The organism is Bacillus pinisoli (assembly GCF_023036475.1).
Classification (GTDB): Bacteria; Bacillota; Bacilli; order Bacillales; family SA4; genus Bacillus_BS; species Bacillus_BS pinisoli.
The window spans coordinates 158,785-177,939 of the sequence record NZ_JAJQKI010000003.1 but is presented as its reverse complement, the minus strand read 5'-3'; the positions used below and the strand labels follow the sequence as shown (position 1 = coordinate 177,939).

The 19,155-nt window shown below is 37.1% G+C and carries 12 protein-coding genes and 1 other annotated feature; of the genes, 8 read left to right on the top strand and 4 right to left on the bottom strand.

Translation table 11 applies throughout. The annotated features are described in order from the left end of the window. Positions 1 to 158 precede the first annotated feature (158 nt). Positions 159 to 350 (bottom strand): hypothetical protein, encoded by a 192-nt coding sequence (locus tag LT143_RS05515; RefSeq protein ID WP_246940909.1) that lies wholly within the window; start codon positions 348 to 350, stop codon positions 159 to 161. 604 nt (positions 351 to 954) lie between these two features. Then, positions 955 to 1,218: a binding site (T-box leader), on the top strand. Between the two features lie 108 nt (positions 1,219 to 1,326). Between LT143_RS05515 and LT143_RS05510 the strand changes: the two genes are divergently transcribed. The 5 genes from LT143_RS05510 (at position 1,327) to LT143_RS05490 (ending at position 12,413) form a co-directional block, all read left to right on the top strand. After that, a complete protein-coding gene (locus LT143_RS05510) occupies positions 1,327 to 3,969 on the top strand; it encodes a valine--tRNA ligase (RefSeq protein WP_246940907.1) in 2,643 nt (880 codons plus the stop codon). 62 nt (positions 3,970 to 4,031) lie between these two features. Next, positions 4,032 to 5,327: a bifunctional folylpolyglutamate synthase/dihydrofolate synthase gene (locus LT143_RS05505; RefSeq protein ID WP_246940904.1), complete on the top strand. Its 1,296-nt coding sequence runs from the start codon at positions 4,032 to 4,034 to the stop codon at positions 5,325 to 5,327. An 85-nt stretch (positions 5,328 to 5,412) separates the two neighbouring features. Then, positions 5,413 to 7,134, top strand: a complete 1,722-nt coding sequence (locus tag LT143_RS05500) for a sensor domain-containing diguanylate cyclase (protein ID WP_246940901.1) — start codon at positions 5,413 to 5,415, stop codon at positions 7,132 to 7,134. 362 nt (positions 7,135 to 7,496) lie between these two features. Continuing rightward, positions 7,497 to 11,456, top strand: a complete 3,960-nt coding sequence (locus LT143_RS05495; RefSeq protein WP_246940898.1) for an Ig-like domain-containing protein — start codon at positions 7,497 to 7,499, stop codon at positions 11,454 to 11,456. 60 nt (positions 11,457 to 11,516) lie between these two features. Continuing rightward, positions 11,517 to 12,413 (top strand): ankyrin repeat domain-containing protein, encoded by an 897-nt coding sequence (locus tag LT143_RS05490; RefSeq protein WP_246940895.1) that lies wholly within the window; start codon positions 11,517 to 11,519, stop codon positions 12,411 to 12,413. A gap of 31 nt (positions 12,414 to 12,444) precedes the next feature. Here the strand turns inward: LT143_RS05490 and LT143_RS05485 are convergent, their stop codons facing one another. Genes LT143_RS05485 through LT143_RS05475 form a run of 3 tightly spaced genes read right to left on the bottom strand, consistent with a single transcriptional unit; the run spans position 12,445 to position 15,308 of the window. Further along, positions 12,445 to 14,088, bottom strand: a complete 1,644-nt coding sequence (locus LT143_RS05485; RefSeq protein WP_246940892.1) for a hypothetical protein — start codon at positions 14,086 to 14,088, stop codon at positions 12,445 to 12,447. 13 nt (positions 14,089 to 14,101) lie between these two features. Then, complete coding sequence (locus LT143_RS05480; protein ID WP_246940889.1) at positions 14,102 to 14,746, bottom strand: PilW family protein; 645 nt, start codon at positions 14,744 to 14,746, stop codon at positions 14,102 to 14,104. Then, on the bottom strand, positions 14,733 to 15,308 hold the full coding sequence (locus LT143_RS05475; RefSeq protein ID WP_246940886.1) for a type IV pilus modification PilV family protein: 576 nt from the start codon (positions 15,306 to 15,308) through the stop codon (positions 14,733 to 14,735). Before LT143_RS05475 ends, LT143_RS05480 begins: the two co-directional genes overlap by 14 nt. A gap of 114 nt (positions 15,309 to 15,422) precedes the next feature. On the opposite strand from LT143_RS05475, the gene LT143_RS05470 reads away from it, so the two are divergent. The 3 genes from LT143_RS05470 to LT143_RS05460 are packed head-to-tail and all read left to right on the top strand — an operon-like array spanning position 15,423 to position 19,150. Beyond that, positions 15,423 to 16,151: a hypothetical protein gene (locus LT143_RS05470; RefSeq protein WP_246940883.1), complete on the top strand. Its 729-nt coding sequence runs from the start codon at positions 15,423 to 15,425 to the stop codon at positions 16,149 to 16,151. 23 nt (positions 16,152 to 16,174) lie between these two features. Then, positions 16,175 to 17,461, top strand: coding sequence for a VanW family protein (locus LT143_RS05465; protein ID WP_246940880.1), 1,287 nt, complete (start codon positions 16,175 to 16,177; stop codon positions 17,459 to 17,461). 24 nt (positions 17,462 to 17,485) lie between these two features. Continuing rightward, positions 17,486 to 19,150 carry a GspE/PulE family protein gene (locus LT143_RS05460; protein WP_246940878.1) on the top strand — a complete coding sequence of 555 codons (1,665 nt, stop codon included), beginning with the start codon at positions 17,486 to 17,488 and terminating at the stop codon, positions 19,148 to 19,150. Positions 19,151 to 19,155 lie beyond the last annotated feature (5 nt).

Here is a 19,155-nt window from a genome sequence, read left to right as displayed (position 1 = left end):
ACATTATGGTAAAGAGAACCTATTTTCATTCCCGGGTTGAGAGCGAGAGATCATGAGATGTTTTCTAACCTTAAAAAGTTAGTTTACTCGTATTAAATATGGTGAAATTGCTGAAATATAAGATTGAAAAGCAACAAAGTTTTAGAAAAGAGCCTATATTAAAGCCATTCCAAGTGAAAACTAACTGCCAATAAGATGAAAATAGCTAAAAGCATGACATCAAAGGTTGTCGGTAAAAATATCGTACGAATCCCTTGAAATATTGTGATAGGAATAATAAACTGTACCGTTATCGATCGACAATATCGTAGCCAAGGGGGAAGAGAATAGGGATTATAACGTCTTCTCATCATATACCCTCCTAACGCATTTATAATTAGGCTTTTTACATATAGTTTGTTGCGTAACAAGTTTAGAAAGAGCCTATATCTACTATTAAGCTTATGTTGGTACCCAGAGGATGGTGAGAACTTTTAGAGCAGTTATCCTCCTCATTTTCCAATTAATGAATAGAGTGTTGTTGAACGATTAATACGGCATTTTTCGTTGGCTCTGTTAAACCTTGTTGTTGATTTTCGTTCCAGAACACTCGCTTTCCGTGGGCAGTAAATGAAGGATATTTTCTCTATCGCGAAAAATCCCACTCCTCGGCGATAACCGTGCCTGTGGGGTCTACAAGGACAAAGTGAACTTCCTTTGTCCGCGACCCGCTCTCCCACAGGAGTCTCGCGTCCTTCCACTTCAATCAACTCTACTAAAAATCAACACTGTACTTTAACACAGCATTTTTGTAAAAGTGAGCTTAACTATTAGATATAGTGGGTGAAAGTAACAAAGGTTTAAAAAAGAGCCAAAGAATAAGAGTTAAAAAATATGGCAATACTTATTGACGATTTAGTGGCAATTTCGTAGACTATGTTATATATTAAATAAACTGAACTACGTTTATATTCGTTACATGCAAAGATAGGGAAGAGTACAGTTAAGCTCCTTCAGAGAGAGAAACCAGTGAGGACAAAGATTTTGGCCACTGCTGTGAGGTTTCTTAGGTAAGTGAGACTGGAATGTCGCCCTTAAGCAGCTCTTTTGAACAAAAGTAGGAAGAGCCGGTTCACAGCCGTTACCTGTTTGAGTGTGCAGACTAATAAAGCAAACATTTGCTTATTGCTCTGCAAAAAAAGGTGGTACCGCGAAAATTCAGCTCCTTTCGTCCTTTTATTGGATGAAGGGAGCTTTTTATTTTTTTTAGGGGAATAGGTGCCTGTCACTTGTCGAATTCGACAAGTGACAGGCACCACCCGAATTTTGTCGATAGGAGGAATTAGAATGGAAGCAAATGGGCAATTATCAACAAAGTATGATCCAAAGTCGATTGAAGCCGGAAGGTATGACTATTGGTTAAATGGAAAGTTTTTTGAGGCAAAGCCGGAGGAAGGGAAGGAACCATATACGATTGTCATACCACCACCGAACGTTACAGGTCGCCTTCATTTAGGTCATGCTTGGGATACAACGCTACAAGACATTATCACGAGAATGAAGAGAATGCAGGGATATGATGTGTTATGGCTTCCTGGAATGGACCATGCCGGAATTGCTACTCAAGCTAAGGTAGAGGCAAAGCTTCGTGAGGAAGGGAAGTCACGCTATGATTTAGGGCGTGAGAAATTCCTAGAGGAAACATGGAAGTGGAAAGAGGAGTATGCTGGCCATATTCGTGAGCAATGGTCAAAGCTTGGACTTGGCCTTGATTATTCTCGTGAGCGCTTCACAATGGATGAAGGACTTTCTAAGGCAGTTCGCGAAGTATTCGTTTCATTATATGAAAAAGGACTTATCTACCGTGGTGAGCGAATCATTAACTGGGACCCTGCTACAAAGACCGCTTTATCCGATATTGAGGTAATTTATAAAGATGTTCAGGGTGCTTTCTATCATATGTCTTATCCTTTAACAGATGGATCTGGGTCTATTGAAGTAGCGACAACAAGACCAGAAACAATGCTAGGTGATACAGCCGTAGCGGTTCATCCTGAGGATGAGCGTTATAAGCACTTAATCGGAAAGACAGTTACATTACCAATCGTTGGCCGTGAGATTCCAATCGTTGGTGATGATTATGTAGATATGGAATTTGGATCTGGTGCTGTAAAGATTACACCTGCACATGATCCAAACGATTTTGAAATTGGAAACCGTCATCATTTAGAGAGAATTCTTGTGATGAACGAAGATGGTACTATGAACGGGAATGCTGGTAAGTATCAAGGCTTAGATCGCTTTGTATGTAGAAAGCAAATCGTTAAGGACCTTCAAGAAGATGGAATCCTCTTCAAAATTGAGGAGCATACTCATTCAGTTGGACATAGTGAGCGTAGCGACGCAGTCGTAGAACCATATTTATCTACACAGTGGTTTGTTGATATGCAGCCGCTTGCTAATAAAGCAGTTGAATTACAATCTTCAGATGAAAAAGTAAACTTTGTGCCAGATCGTTTTGAAAATACGTACCTACGTTGGATGGAAAACATTCGCGACTGGTGTATTTCTCGTCAGCTTTGGTGGGGCCATAGAATCCCAGCTTGGTATCATAAAGAAACAGGTGAGGTTTACGTTGGACGTGAAGAACCAAAGGACGCTGAAAATTGGGAACAAGACAATGATGTTCTTGATACATGGTTCAGTTCAGCCTTATGGCCGTTTTCAACAATGGGTTGGCCAAATGAAGAGGCAGAAGACTACAAGCGTTATTATCCTACAAACGTGTTAGTAACAGGATATGATATCATCTTCTTCTGGGTGTCTAGAATGATATTCCAAGGCTTAGAATTTACTGGTAAGCGTCCGTTTAATGATGTATTAATTCACGGATTAGTTCGAGCAGCAGACGGCAGAAAGATGAGTAAATCACTTGGTAACGGTGTGGATCCGATGGATGTTATTGATGAATACGGAGCAGATTCACTTCGTTACTTCCTATCAACGGGCAGTTCACCAGGTCAAGATTTACGATTCAGTATGGAAAAGGTAGAAGCAACATGGAACTTTGCCAATAAGATTTGGAATGCTTCTAGATTCGCGTTAATGAATATGGATGGATTAACATACGAAGAGATCGACCTATCTGGTGAAAAATCAGTAGCGGATAAATGGATTTTAACCCGTTTAAATGAGACCATTCGCGAAGTAACAAAACTTGCGGATCGATACGAGTTTGGAGAAGTTGGTCGAATTCTTTATAACTTCATTTGGGATGATTTCTGTGACTGGTACATTGAAATGGCAAAGCTTCCTCTATACGGTGAGAATGAAGCAGCTAAACTTACGACACGCTCTATATTAGCGTATGTACTAGACAATACAATGAGATTACTTCATCCATTTATGCCTTTTATTACAGAAGAAATTTGGCAGGCTCTACCTCATCAAGGAGAATCTATTACAGTTTCCGATTGGCCAACGGTTCGCCCAGAGCTTACAGATGATCAGGCTGCAAATGAAATGAAGTTACTCGTTGATATTATTCGCGCTGTTCGTAATATAAGAGCTGAAGTGAATACTCCAATGAGTAAGCAAATTAAGCTCCAAATTAAGGCGAAGGATGAGCAAATAAGTGCAACTCTAGAAAAAAATCGCTCTTATATAGAAAAGTTCTGTAACCCTAGTGAGCTTGAAGTTGGAACGACGATTCATACTTCTGAAAAAGCGATGACAGCCATTGTAACAGGGGCTGAGCTGTCACTACCATTAGAAGGTTTAATCAATATTGAGGAAGAAGTTAAGCGACTAGAAAAAGAACTCGACAAGCTTGAAAAAGAAGTAGAGCGCGTTCAAAAGAAATTAAGTAATGAAGGATTCGTTAAAAAAGCACCTGAAAAAGTAATTGAAGAAGAGCGACAAAAGGAAAAAGATTATACGGATAAACGCGATACGGTTCGATTACGTATAGAAGAACTGAAGCAACTTTAATCTAAGGTGGGGGCGAATTTCGCCTCCACTTTCTATAGGTTACAGAGATGGAGGCAATGGACATGTTTACTTCCTATGAAGACACATTGGATTGGATACATTCACGTTTAAAATTTGGGATTAAACCAGGGTTAAAAAGAATGGAATGGATGATGGAACGTCTTGGCCATCCTGAACGTACGATTCGAGGAATTCACGTGGCAGGTACCAATGGTAAAGGTTCAACGGTTAGCTACATTCGTTCCATTTTACAAGAAGCCGGATACTTAGTGGGGACGTTCACCTCACCTTATATTGAAGTATTTAACGAAAGAATCAGTATGAATGGTGTACCTATTTCAAATGAAGAGATGATTACACTGGCAAATAAAATTAAACCTCTAGTAGAGGAGCTTGAAAGTACTGAACTGGGCTCTCCGACTGAATTTGAGGTCATTACAGCCATGTCATTTTACTATTTCGGAAAGATTCGTCCTGCTGATTTTGTTATATATGAAGTAGGGCTGGGTGGCAGGTTTGATTCAACTAATATTATTAAACCGATTGTTACGGTGATTACGACGATTGGAATGGATCACACTGCTATTCTAGGTGACACAATCGAACAGATTACTTTCGAGAAGGCAGGAATCATTAAATCAGGTGTACCGGTCATATCAGGAGTCCATCAACCGCAAGCAATTACTGTTATTGAAGGAATAGCAAAGGATCATAAAGCAAAGCTTTATCTAGCTGAGCGAGACTTCTTTGTGTCAAAACACCTTTCCACGCCACAAGGCGAGTTCTTTACTTATCAATCAGAGCGAAACCATTATAAGGAATTATTTATCACGATGAAAGGCTCTCATCAGGTGTTAAATGCCTCTCTTGCTGTAAAAACAGTAGAGTACTTAAACACGTATCTATCAGTTTTAGTTGACGAGCAGCACATTCGAAGTGGACTAGAGAAAATGCGTTGGATTGGAAGGTTCGAAACGATTGCGGAAGATCCAACGATTATTGTTGATGGAGCTCATAACCCTGAGGGAATCAAAGAGCTAGTGAAAACAGTAAAAGCTCATCTATCAAATCAGCCTATTACTGTTATTTTTAGTGCACTAGAGGACAAAAAACTAGATGAGATGATAAAGCAATTGAGTGAAATCGCAGCAAACATCACTTATACGTCGTTTGACTTTCCACGTGCTTCATCAGCTGAAAAGTTACTGGCAATATATCCAGCTGAACATGCAAGTGCTGTGGAGGATTTTAAACAAGCTATAGACCTTGCGAAAACAAAGGAAGGTCATGTCATATTAATTACGGGTTCTCTTTATTTCATCTCTCAAGTAAGACAATATGTGAAAGAAAATGTATAAAATTCGTAAAGTTTTTATGACAGGTATCTGAATATTTGATAAAATAAAGTATAATTTTACAATCGATGTAGGAAGAAGGGGGACTATGGAAGTAACGAGACAAGCTAGACTAGTTATTTGGATGACGTGGTTACTACTATTTCCTGTTGTAAGCTGGTACATCTACTATCAATATCCCCCTGTCATAGCCGGATATGAAATAGATATATTTGTATTATTAGTATTAATGTGTATTGTGGCAACTTTACCAATTATAGTAAACGATACACCTATTTTCTTTACACATGGAGTATCGTTAGCTGTATTCCTTGTATTTGGGTTATTTGTGGAACTAGTTTTAGTGCAAATTGCTATTCTAGTTTTACTTCTAAAAGTTCATATAACTAGAAATAATTTATATAGAATTCCATTAAATTCATTGATGTTTATGTTGGTATCAATCATAGGGGCTCTTGTTTATTATTCTTTGGGTGGAGAAAATGGGATTATTGAACTTCAGTCGTTTGAAAGTTTTGTTCCCATTTTAGGTTATATTATCGCGACATTCCTGTCAAATAATGTAATTATCTATTTAATTAGAAAAATACTTCATCGTTCTAATGAAAGATTTTTCACAAAAGATCTCTTATGGGAAGCGATGACAAGCTTGTTGATCTATCCTGTTGGGATTGTATTATATTTACTTTACGTTGAAATTGGACTAGTTAGTACATTCTATCTTGGTATACCGTTTTTAAGTATTGCACTCATTCTTAAGCTTTATCATTCTAGCCAACAGGTGAATTCTTACCTGCAGAAGGTCAGTGAAATAGGTCATCAACTGACAGAAAGGCTGCAAGTGAATGAGGTATTATCTCTGTTTCTGGACAAGTTAACTAAAACGTTAAACGTGGATTATGCGTATATTGTTGACGTAAGAAAAGATCAAAAGTTTGAAGTGCTTCGTTATTCCGAGCTAGGCGAAGAAAAAGACGGAAACAAATACACATTTGATACAGAAAAAGGTATTAGTGGATATGTGTATTTAAAAAATAAACCAGTCCTTTTTAAAACGAGTCAAGAGTGGATTCATATGGCTCATCCAGATGTGCCAAAGGGCGTAGAAAGTTTAATCGGGGTTCCCATTAAACGAAATCAGCGTACGGTAGGAATTATGATCCTACTTTCCAAGAAGAAACGAGCTTACGAAAGCTTTCATCTAATGATCGTTGATATATTAGCAAACTATTTCGCAGTTGCGATTGAAAATGCAAGGCATTATGAAGAAACTAGAAAAACTAGCGAGCGCTGTGCCCTTACTAAGTTATATAATTATCGATATTTTGAAAATACGCTCGAAGAAGAGTTTACGAAGTTGATGACAACAAGAGTGAAGCTAGAACTTTCACTAATCTTGTTAGATATTGATCATTTTAAATCGATTAATGACACCTATGGTCATCAAGCTGGTAATGAGGTACTCTACGAATTAGCAAGAAGACTAGAGAAGATTCTTGGTTCAGAAGGAGTTCTTGCTAGATATGGAGGAGAGGAATTTGCCATACTTCTTCCAAATTTTGATCGTGAATCAAGCTACCGTCTAGCAGAATCAATACGTCAAGGTATATCCAACGCTCCATTTGTCATTAACCACCACTTGGCTGATATGCCTAAAAGAGTAGAAGTAACGATTACAGCTAGTATAGGAGTTGCAACAGCACCAGATGATGCAGAAGACCCAATGACACTCATTCGCCACGCTGACCGTGCAATGTATACGGGTGCGAAGCAGAAGGGTCGTAATAAAGTTGCGCAGTATGTAAAATAGAGACAGAGACCTAATTAGGATCTCTGTCTTTTTTAATATTGGCTGTTTTCGTAAAGATTGTTGCTTTCGTAAAAATCCCAATTGCCGGATTTTTACTCGGTAGTACAACGTCCAGTGATTTAAAAAGAGAGAGTTGCTCTTTTCTAACAATTATCACTTTGGTTTTGAGTACAAAATAGGGTGGGTTTTAGAAAAATTAGCATGAAAAACAACAAAGTTTTAGAAAAGAGCCTTTATATTTACTAGATTTTACAAAGAAATACTTCTAAAAGCATATTGATTCTATCGAATAATTGATATAATAGAGAGAATAAGTGTAACGATAGAATTATTGGTCGATATACTAACTGGAGGTGTCTGTTTTGAAACGAAAGTCCTTAATTTCTCTCTTTTTAACGATCGTTATTTTAGTTTCTCAAAGCATGTTTTATCAACCATTAGTGTTTGCAGACGAATCAGATGAATTTCAACTCCTAGTTATTATTGACCAAGAGAATGATCAATCAAGTTTACCAGATTTTCCAGATTACATAGAGCCAACTGTTATTAGAATGAAGGCATTTGTAGCATCAAGAGAAGAGCTTGATGGAAAGTATGATGGAATCTATATTCACAATGGTAGTTATTCCTCTGACGTACCGACGATAGACCCACCATTGGGACAAGATACACTTCTTATAACTAGAACAGAAGATAGGCGAAGTCATTATCAAACTACTAACAAAATGAATGATATTACTAGTCTAAAAGCTAACGAAATTATTAATGACTTTATAAAAAAAGGTCAGCCAGTAATACTACATTCAAACATCTTCAATCAGTCATGTTCAAGTACAACATTGCCTGCTGAAGGAACATGTGTCTTAAAGAAATCATTTGAACCTTATCGAAACAACAGCACGTATCCAAACGTAAAGGTCTACAATAACAATAGCAGCATCTTCTCTAACTTGGTAAATACAAGACCTATAGTAAACTTAGTCACATCACCTATTCCGTATGAAAACGGAGAAAGTAATAAGAAGTATGTGGCAGGAGAAGAAATTAACTTTACATTCACAGTAGATTCACAGAATACAAGTAGTTTAAAAGCGCAATTATATATAGATACAGATTATAACAGTAGATTTGATAATCACGATCTTATTGTTGAAAAGAATTTGAGTGCCTTACCTAAAAACGATAATGAATACACATTAACTTATAAAGTACCTAAGGGTTTTTCCGGAATACGTATTTGGAAGTTAGAAATTATTGATCCTGTCCATAAAAACTTAAAAGATTATGAAACGGGTGTTTTTCGATTTGATGGGGAAAAAGTAGAAGTGCGCGTTCTGCAAATTACTCAGGATAGTAATAATGCAGGTAGTTTAAAGAATGTGCTAAAAGAAAACATCATCTCTGGTAAGAATGGTAATGTCATAGAAACAGATTTTATGAAGATTACGATAGACGTGACGGACCTATATAAGTTTAATACTGGTGGGTATAGAAATATTAATGGTGCCTATAATATGCTCATCTTCGGATTTCAAGACGAGTATGGGAAGGTAGATATTAGTTCAGAAGCAGCTAATGAAGTTAAAAAATTTATTGAAACAAAACAAAGTGTATTCTTCACCCATGATACACTCCGTCGTGACAGAAGAAATGGAGGAAATACCCTACTAGATTCGAATAACTGGTTCAGGGTATTTATGGACATCTCAGGTCAAACTGTTCCTGTCAATAACAATTCAAAATCAAGAAATGATACACCAACTGAGAAACCGGCAGCCTTTTACTTAGAAACAAACCTTGGACGAGGTGGATCTGGTGTATATAGTGTGACTAAAGCAAACCAAGTAAACAATGGATTACGAACAGAATTTCCATACGATATTGGAGATATCTCAATTGTTTCCACCCATGCGCAATATTTTGCCCTAAATCTAAATGATAAAGATGTCATGACTTGGTATAATCTGGACCATTCTGGATTAGATAAAGAAGATAGTTGGAACCTTTACTATGCTTATTCAATTGGATCGTTAACTTATTCAGGTGCTGGTCATACAAATAGTAGCTTTAGTGCAGAGGAACAGAAGTTATTTGTTAACTTAATGTATCAGTCATTCTTAGGTTCTAATCATGCGCCAGCGATTACTTTATATACTCCACTTGAAAACGGTGCTGCAGTAAAGCCTACTAAAAATTTAGATGTGGTGTATAAGTTAGAAGACCTTGACTTAAATGATTTCAACTTACAAACGAGAGTTTATGTTAAAGGGCAGCAGGATCCCAATAAAATCCCTTTTGAGCAAGCCTACACGGGTGCAGTCATTAATAAGACGATTGATAAGTCTTTATTAAAAGGAGACTCTATTACAATAGTAATTGAAGCGACTGATGAATCGGGTGCTAGAGTGGTAAAAGAAGTAGTGGTTAAAATTGACCGAAGTACGCCGACTGTATCTGCAGACCGAGTTTTTGCTCAGAATAATGGAACATATCTTAAAACAGCTACTTCATCACAAGCTGTCATTAATTATTCAGTTCAGTCACAGAACTTTAGTATGGAGGGATTTGTAGGAGAGGTTCTTTATCCCTTTGCGCTTGATTCTTTTAACAAGCCAGTCGGTTCTACGATTACGTTGCCTGACGAGCCTTTTGGTGGCTGGAATAAGGCCATACTCGATCTTGATGAGAGAGCAATAGATTTAGAGGTCTTAAATGGTTATCGTGGACCTGAGTTCAAAAAAGATCAAAAAGTTAAGTTTGAGCAGGGATATCATACAGGTGATTGGCATAAAAACTTGGATAAATTAATTGGTAAGGAACTCATTATTCCAGTTATAAATACACTTACTGATAAAATTATTAAATTTGCTAAAGTAAAGGTTACTGAAACGATTAAAAACGGCTCGAACACAAGAGCGAGAGCAACCGTAATTGGCTATCAGGATGCCTATTACTCTTCACCAAGATTATCAAATGTAACCATAAAAGAAGTGTTTCCAGAAGGTATTGAGGTTGTCAACATCCCTAACGGATTTACAAAAACAATACAAAATAAACAAACTGTCGTTACAGGTAACATTAATCCGTTTACTTTTGACCTAGAAGGTCGACCTACTGGGGTGACCACTCAGACATTTTCAATTACAGTGAAACCAACGAAGGATCAGGTTTACTTATTAAATAACTCAAATGTGACATTTACGAATCCTAGTGGTGAAAGTACAAGTTCCGCTTTTGATACATTAACACTAGAGTCATATACAGCTGTAGAATCCGTAACGATACTAGACGGTGATCAAAGTTTAAGAGCTACTGATCCAGCTAAATTACTAACTGTAGAGGTTAAGCCTACGAATGCTGCTCAAGGTGTTATTTGGTCATCATCTGCTCCAGATATCGTAAGTGTTGATCAAAATGGTAGTATTAAAGCTTTAAAGCCTGGACAAGCTACGATTACGGTAAAATCTGTTGAATATGATCCGATTTTAAGGCCAAATTTACTAGACTCTATTCAAGTATCAGTTGATATCCCTGTTGAAAGCATTAGCATTCAGCCAGGAGAATTAAAACTGAAACAAGGAGATACAGAATCTATTCAAGCCATTATTAACCCATCCAATGCAACCAATCAAAATGTAAGATGGAGTGTACAAGATACTAATATTGTTTCAATTAATCCTTCAGGAAAAACTGCGAATTTAACTGGTAAGGAATTAGGAGAAACAACGATTACTGTCACGTCAGATGATGGAAATAAGCAAGCTCAAATAAAAGTTACGGTAGTCCCAAACATCGTCATCTCTCCTGATGTGATGCGATTACAGGTTGATGAAACCAAGAGTTTTAGTGTAAATCTTTCAGACAAATCACTTGTTACTTGGTCTATAGTAGATTCAAGTAAGGCAACGATTGACTCTAAAACTGGAGCCGTGAAAGGATTAAAGGTAGGAGAGACGAAAGTCCGTGCTACCTACACTAAAGATTCATCTGTGTATGATGAAGTCACGCTCATTGTTGAAGCTAACTTAGAAAGTATTAGGTTACCACAGAATGTAAATATTCTAGTTGGTGAAACGGTTACACTAGTACCTGAAGTGAACCCAGGAAGACCAAGTGATTATGAATTAATCTGGAGTTCGGGCAATACTAACATTGCCACGATATCAAATAATTCAGGGGTATTGACTGGAGTTTCATTAGGTAAAACGATTGTAACTGTAAGAGAAAAAATTACTGGCAAAACGGCACAAACTCAAGTAACAGTAGTAGAAGAATATACAGAAGAACACCCTCCTTTAGATGATCGTTCTGTAAGGTGGTAAAAAATGAAGCCATAACAACTTTGTTATGGCTTCAAGTTTGAACTGAATAGGTGATAATACATGCGCAAATCCAAATACGGTGTGAGAATAAAATGGGTAGTCGGTTTTGCTTTACTACTTAGTGTAACTGGTGTTCTTGCTTGGTATCTTGTTAGTGGACAGTCCATGTCCATACAGAGTAATCAACTTGAACAAGACTCTCATTTAATCCAAGCCGTTGTAGAAAACAATATAGAAAAAGTCAGAAGCTTACTAGAAGAAGAGGCTAGTCTAAATGTACAAATGGACGAAGGGTTCTCCGTTCTCACATATAGTATAAAGAGTAATTATGTTGAAATAGCTACTCTATTAATTGAAAGTGGTGCCGACCTTAACGAAATAGTCTTTGAAGGGAATACGCTTTTAATGGAGGCAGCCTATGTAGGAAATGATGTCCTTGTCTCACTTCTCATTGAAAAAGGGCTGGACAGCAATCAAGCAAATGATTATGGGTGGACTCCCTTACATGCTTCTATTTCTACAGGTTCTCAATCAGTTCTTTCACTTTTACTAGAAGCTGGTGCTGACATCAACGCTGCTGATGAAGATGGCTGGACCCCATTTATGGAAGCTCTATATTATGATTATGATGATATTTCGAATTATCTATTACAAAATGGTGCAGATATTCATGCAGTAGAAAGTAATAATCGTTCCCCGTTAATGATTGCTGCTATGGCGTCCAATAATGAGAATATCCTAGAAAAGCTGTTATCATTAGGAGCTGACTTGAATTTACAAGATCAGGATGGAAAAACAGCCCTCATGTGGGCTGTGGAATTTGGTCATGAGGAAAATGTTCAGTATCTTGTAGATGCAGGAGCAGATCAAACATTACAAACGACAGAAGGTAGTACTGCGTTGGATTTAGCCAAAGCAACAAGTAATATTAGTATTCTAGCTATATTGGAACAATAAAAGACAAGTGGGCTTCCACTTGTCTTTATTGTTAATTGATATAGAGATTATCTGGAACGACCTGAAGTCTTTCAACCCTAGGTAAAGCATCAAGCTGATCAATAATTACATTTTTATCATATAGGACATTAAAACGTGACGGCCTATTTAACTGCTCGACAATATCTGGCACAGATATCTTTTTATCTGTTAGTTGTGTTGTATTCCAGCGAGTGGCGTTAATCACGAGTTTATCGCGGGCGAATACCCCTCCATTAATATAGAATAATGAACCTACTCCATACAGCTCAGCGTCTGCATCTGTATAGAAGAAGGCTTTTAATGGCTTAATATTCGTAGCTTCTTCAAGAGCTAACACATGCTGTTCAAAATCGGTAAACTCATTAATTCTAGTAATCGTTAAGGTACCCAATGAAAGCAAAACTAACTGTTTATCATTAAACCCTTCTATGTTAGTGTTCAAAATCGTTGATGTACCTAAAGAGTAAATAGTAGAGTCAAAGGAAACAACATCGTTTTCCTTTTCATTAATCGATTCTTCATTACCCGCAATGATGACATTCCCAGTCACAAGAATATTTCCATCAATTGTTAATGGTTGGTCTTTATTATCAAAAGGAAAGATAGTTAAATCGCCATGGACTACAAGCCATTTATCTTCTGGAATCGTTATATCTTCAGTCAAAGTTAGACCGTTACCACTAGAATACACGACATAATCTGGCACTGATGCAAGTTTCTGATATAAATTTGCTTTTGACCTAGCAAGATGGGTTGAGTCGGAAACGTACTTATTTATAAGACTTTCTATCTTACCGTTGCGATTAGGATCATTTATGGCAGGAATTTGTTCTTCAGTAATGGGAGTTACCGTGTTTGTGATTTCATTTAACTTCTCAGCGAATGATTTTCGGAAATTCACATCAATAAATTCTTTTTGTTCGGTTTTTATGGTAGGTGCTTGCTGTTGATAGAATAGATTTCTAATATCATCTGTATCGTATTCTTCTAGATTTAAGCCGTTCCAAAAACGTTGTACATATACATTTCCATTAATAGCAGGAAACATCGTGTCCGCTTCTTGTTGTTTTATACTATCTGTATAGTTCGCAATACTTCGCAGGTAAATGTCATTTGCATATACGTTTCCATAAGTATAAGACGACCCATTAAGGAACAGCCCTTGATTATTGTCCATACCTATACTTCCAACTGCATACTCTAAAAAACTTGGTGTCGGTGATAAGATAATATTTTGATGAACCTTCCTTCCATTTGCATCTACAGCTAACTCAAGGACCCTTGTAAAATAACGATCTGTTTTAATATAATCATAGCTTCGACCCGCTATTGTTAAATCGGTTATTTGAATTTGTGGACCATTGTACTTCTGCTCCATACTATTAATAAATTCTTCAATTTTGGGATTAAAGTCACTTGTTATTTCATCGTCTAGTAACGGGTATTTTTCTTTATTTTGCATTTCTACTCTAAATTCTGCAATAACTTGTTCAATCGTATTAATTGCATCCTGTGTAGACACGATCTCAGCATTTCTATACGCAGTTCTCTTAGAACCTCCTACACTTGCTGAAATAATGGAAAGACCAAGTACCATAAAGACGAGGCTAACTAATAAAACTATTAATAAACTTGAACCTCTCTCGTTCGTCATTTTCCTCGCCTCCTTAATATCCAAACTTACTTGTTAAAGTAAGGGGCTTTACATATAAATCGTTATTTGGTCCATAATCTTTATTTTCTAGAGTTAATTGAATGTCAAAGATACCATTAATACAGCGTTTTTCGTTAGAACTCAAATCTATTTCATAATTGGTGCAAGAAAATTGAATATAAGAATCATCTATGCTACTTGAATCACCATCCGTTATGGAAATGTTGGTGACGTTTAAAGGTTCATTGTTTAACAGAATTTGTTCACTCTCTAGCTTTAATTCATTTACTGTTACTTCATCATTGGATTTTTGAACTTCTTCTACTAACTGATTATCACTCGATGAAACCGTAAGCTTCTGATCATTAATAAATCGATAGCAGTTGTCTATTTCGACTCCGGCTTCTGTTGTACATGGTCTAATTGTATCAGGTGATAACTCATAAATAGAGTTCATGATTCTGGCAATAACATAATCCGCCTCGTCTCTTATCTGGCCCTCTACCCCAATTACTTTATAGGCTTTTATCCCAGTAAAATAAACCCCATAAATAGAAGTGATAACAATAGAAGAGATTGCTAGTGCAGCAAGTAGTTCTATTAAGGAAAACCCTTTTTGGTCTATGAAGAGAAGTTTTATTTGGTTAATTAATTTCATTAGAGACGACCCCTTTAATTAGAATCGGTGCTGAACTTCCCCAATTCACCTCTACATCAAAATGTAAAAGATAATCAGTTAAAGGATCCCGATCACCAGAAGGCAGTAACGGTGTGGGTCGGAGTTTGACAGTAACAAAATATTCATCCGAATTATAAGTACGACCGTTAATTGTCGGAGTCAACACAAGCTCACAGCTGGAGGTCTCCTGAAAAAGTGAGAAATTGTATGTCTGACCATTTTTATTAATATTGATTCGATTGTCACAGGATTCGCCGTTTATCCGAACGAATGCTCCTTTTTCGTCATTTTCCGTATTACTAGCGGTTACCTGTTCTTCAAGAAAAGTTTGTAAGTATTGAAAGTTTTGCTTTTCTATATAAGTCACAACACTTCTAGCAATGTTTAACGCGACTGTTTTATCTTTGTTTATGTTAGTAAAAGAGTAAGCTTGTGTAAAGAAGGCCAGAAGGGTAATTAACACAATACTCAATATGGTAATGGAGACAAGAACTTCAAGCAGCGTAAACCCCTTTGAATTACTTTTGACAATATTAAGCATAATATGACACCTTCTTTCAAATTCCATAAGTTTATTATACAATAAGATTAAGTGAAAAATAGTAAAATAGTTTGATGTTACTTACTAGTTTAATTGGAAAATTGAGGTGTAGTTATGAGTGAAATAATGTTCTTCTTTGCAGGAGCTTTATTACTTGGTATTATTCTGTTTCTTGTCCCCAATAAATATAGTACGCATGGAAAAACGGTAATCCTTGTAATAGCACTTTTATTGTCTGGCTTTGGCCTGATAGCGAAAAGTTTAATTCCGATTTGGCAGGCTGTGCTAATAATGATTGTCCTTGCCTTGCTTGTAAGTTATTTAGTAGAGCAAAAAATAGGTGGAAAAATACGTAAACAAGAAGAAAAAACGAAAGTAAAAGGCAAACTGCAGCCGTTAAAGAATGTAGCAGAGGAAGAAGAGCAATCATCTTCAATTGTTGATGAAGATGTTTTAGTTGAGAAGGAAAACTTCGGTGAAGAAAAAGAGAGTGTAACTACAATCATTAACCCTATCATGGAAGAAGAGGTCGAACTGCCTCATATTGAATTCGAAGAAGAGTTTTTACAAGCGAGAGCAGAAGCGGCAGTTAGTATAAGTGAAGAGGTAATAGATTCAAAATATGATGAAGAATCTATACCTGAGTTAACGGAATTCCCGGAGGTAAGAACTGAAAAAGTAACCGAAACTTTAAACGAAGATGTAGCTGATTCCGAACTCGATGATGAAGAACTTCGTTTGTACAAGGAATTATATAAAGAAGCTGTAAATCAACAGATAGAAAGTAAAGATACAGAAGTTGAAATAGAAGAGTTAATTTTTACTGATAGTAATAAAAGGTAGATTAGCTCTTAGGAGGAGTATAGGTGGATACCTCAAGTTTTCTAAAACTATTTAGTAGTATGGCAATAAGCACCCTGTTTTTATTTTCAATATCACAAGTTGGTCATGCTGTGTATACAACCGTTTCAACACAAGGAAAATTCTATGAAGAAAACACATATGTAGGGCCGGTTAATATTTCCGGACTGACGGATGTGGAAGCTCTTCAAACCCTTACAGAGAAGACCAACGTTTGGAAGGAACAAGAGGAACTGATCCTTTCTTACAATGGAAAAAGTTATACCGTTCAACCTGACTTCTTTACGTTCCTTATCGATCAAAGCTTGGTTACTATTGAACAAGGAAAACAAAACAAGCTCATCGTAGCTGTCTCACGTCAAGAATTAGAGTTTGAAATAGTAGATTTACTAAATCCTTTAAGCATAGAAGAAATTAATATAGAAGGCTTACTTCAAGACCTAGAAGATGCAGCTTCAAACTTAGAGGATGTCAAAACTCTAAAGATAGAGGACTTTTTCCATTCAGATACTCTTGCTACTACGACAGTATCTGAAGCAAGCGTGAAGAATATCCCTAGTGAAATTGACACTAACACGTTTTTAAGCTCTTTCTCAAAAATCAGCATACCGGCCAATAGTGAGCTTTCAATCCAAACACTATTAAATGACCAAAATATATCGAACGATACGGCTAGTGTTATAGCTACACTTATTTACAAGGCGATCCTCCCAACTAATTTTACCATCGTGGAGCGTCACTTGAGTCCAGAGTTACCTACGTACGCGGAACTTGGATTTGATGCAATGGTGACAGACACCTACGACTTTGTTATCTATAATCCTAATACGACTGAATATGTAATAGAAATTCAAACGGTTTCGGACGGATTGAAGGCAGCTGTTATTGGTCTACCATTATTATATCAGTATAAGATTGAAGTCATAAATGTGGAGACTCATGAACAGAAGGTGATTATTCAGTACGATCAAGATCTTCCGTCGGGTCAAAAGAAGATTGTAAATAAGGGAAAGCAGGGCCTATCAGCAACGATTATGCGTCACAAGCTTGATCAAAAGGGGCAACTTCTAGAAAAGCAAGAAGTAGCCATGGATTACTATTCACCTATTCATACTGTGGAGTCCCATAGTCTGAAATCAGCAGTTAAAGTTGGAACAAGCTCTGATGCGGACTCGGACGAAGAACAAGATGAGAATTCAGAAACGGAAAACTCTGAAGATGAACAACAGGAAACAGACGAACAGCAAGATTCGGAGCAACAGACAGAAGAAGATGAACCCATTGAAAAATAATAACCTAGTTAAAGAAGGGATTAAATGAAACAGACGACAAGGAAGCGATTAGGGGATTTACTTGTTGAAGCGGGGCTTATAACGGAGCAACAGCTGGAGCAAACCTTACGTGAAAAAAGCGATGGTCAAAAGCTTGGAGATGCTCTCCTCCAACAAGGGTATGTAACCGAAACACAGCTCATTGAGGTACTAGAGTTTCAGCTAGGGATACCTCATGTAAGCTTATATCGGTATCCCTTTGATCCTAAATTAAAAAATCTTGTCCCAAAGGAAGTAGCAAAACGACAGCTCATTATGCCATTGAAAAAAGAAGGTGATAAACTCTTTGTCACAATGGCAGACCCTATGGACTTCTTTGCTATTGATGATTTGCGTTTATCAACAGGATTCCAAGTAGAAACGGCGATTTCCTCAAAGGATGATATTTTAAGAGCCATTACAAAGTACTATGAAATTGATGAAAGCCTAGAAGAAATGCTCTCTGATATGTCATCTGGCCCTAACATAGAAGAGGAAGAAGTAAAAGACCAAGATTCCCCAATTGTAAGGCTTGTAAACCAAGTTCTACAAAATGCGGTTCAGCAAAAGGCAAGTGATATTCATATTGACCCTCAAGAAACGAAGGTGCTTGTTAGGTACCGAGTGGATGGGGTGCTTAGAACGGAACGAACATTACCAAAGCATATGCAAAGTGTGCTAATCGCTAGAATTAAGATTATGTCTAATCTTGATATTACAGAGCACCGAATTCCACAGGATGGAAGAATTAAGCTTAATTTAGATTTCCATCCTATCGACTTACGTATTTCTACTCTCCCAACTGTTTACGGTGAGAAAGTAGTAATGCGTATATTGGATCTAAGTAGTGCCTTAAATGATATAGAAAAGTTAGGGTTCAATAAGTTGAACTTAAAACGTTTTTCACAAATTATTGAGAAACCGACTGGTATTGTATTAATTACAGGTCCTACTGGGTCAGGGAAATCTTCTACATTATATGCAGCTTTAAATAAGCGAAATTCAGAAGAGGTTAACATTATTACGATTGAGGACCCGGTAGAATATCAACTAGAAGGTATAAACCAGATCCAAGTTAACTCTAATATCGGTATGACTTTTGCCAAGGGATTACGAGCCATTTTAAGACAGGATCCTAACATCATTATGGTCGGGGAGATTCGTGATAAAGAGACAGCAGAAGTAGCCATTCGTGCGTCACTAACGGGTCACTTAGTGTTAAGTACCCTGCATACCAATGACTCTATTGGAACCATTACGAGATTAATAGATATGGGAGTCGAGCCGTTCTTAGTTGCTTCTTCGTTAACTGGGATTGTAGCTCAGCGATTAGTTCGTAAGGTATGTCGTGACTGCAGTTCACCAGAACCTGCTACAAAACGAGAGCAAGAGATTTTCCAAAAACGTGGGTTAACCATTGATACGGTTGTCCGGGGAAAAGGCTGTCCAACCTGTAATATGACTGGATATAAAGGGCGTATGGCTATTCATGAAGTACTCGTTATGAATGACGAGCTGAGAAAAAATATACTAAATGCAGAATCATTCGCTAACATAAGAGATTTAGCCCTTAAGCATAAAACGATCTTTTTAATTGATGATGGGCTACTAAAGGTAAAGCAAGGTTTAACAACAACAGAAGAAATATTACGTGTTGTACTTCCAGAGTAGGTGAC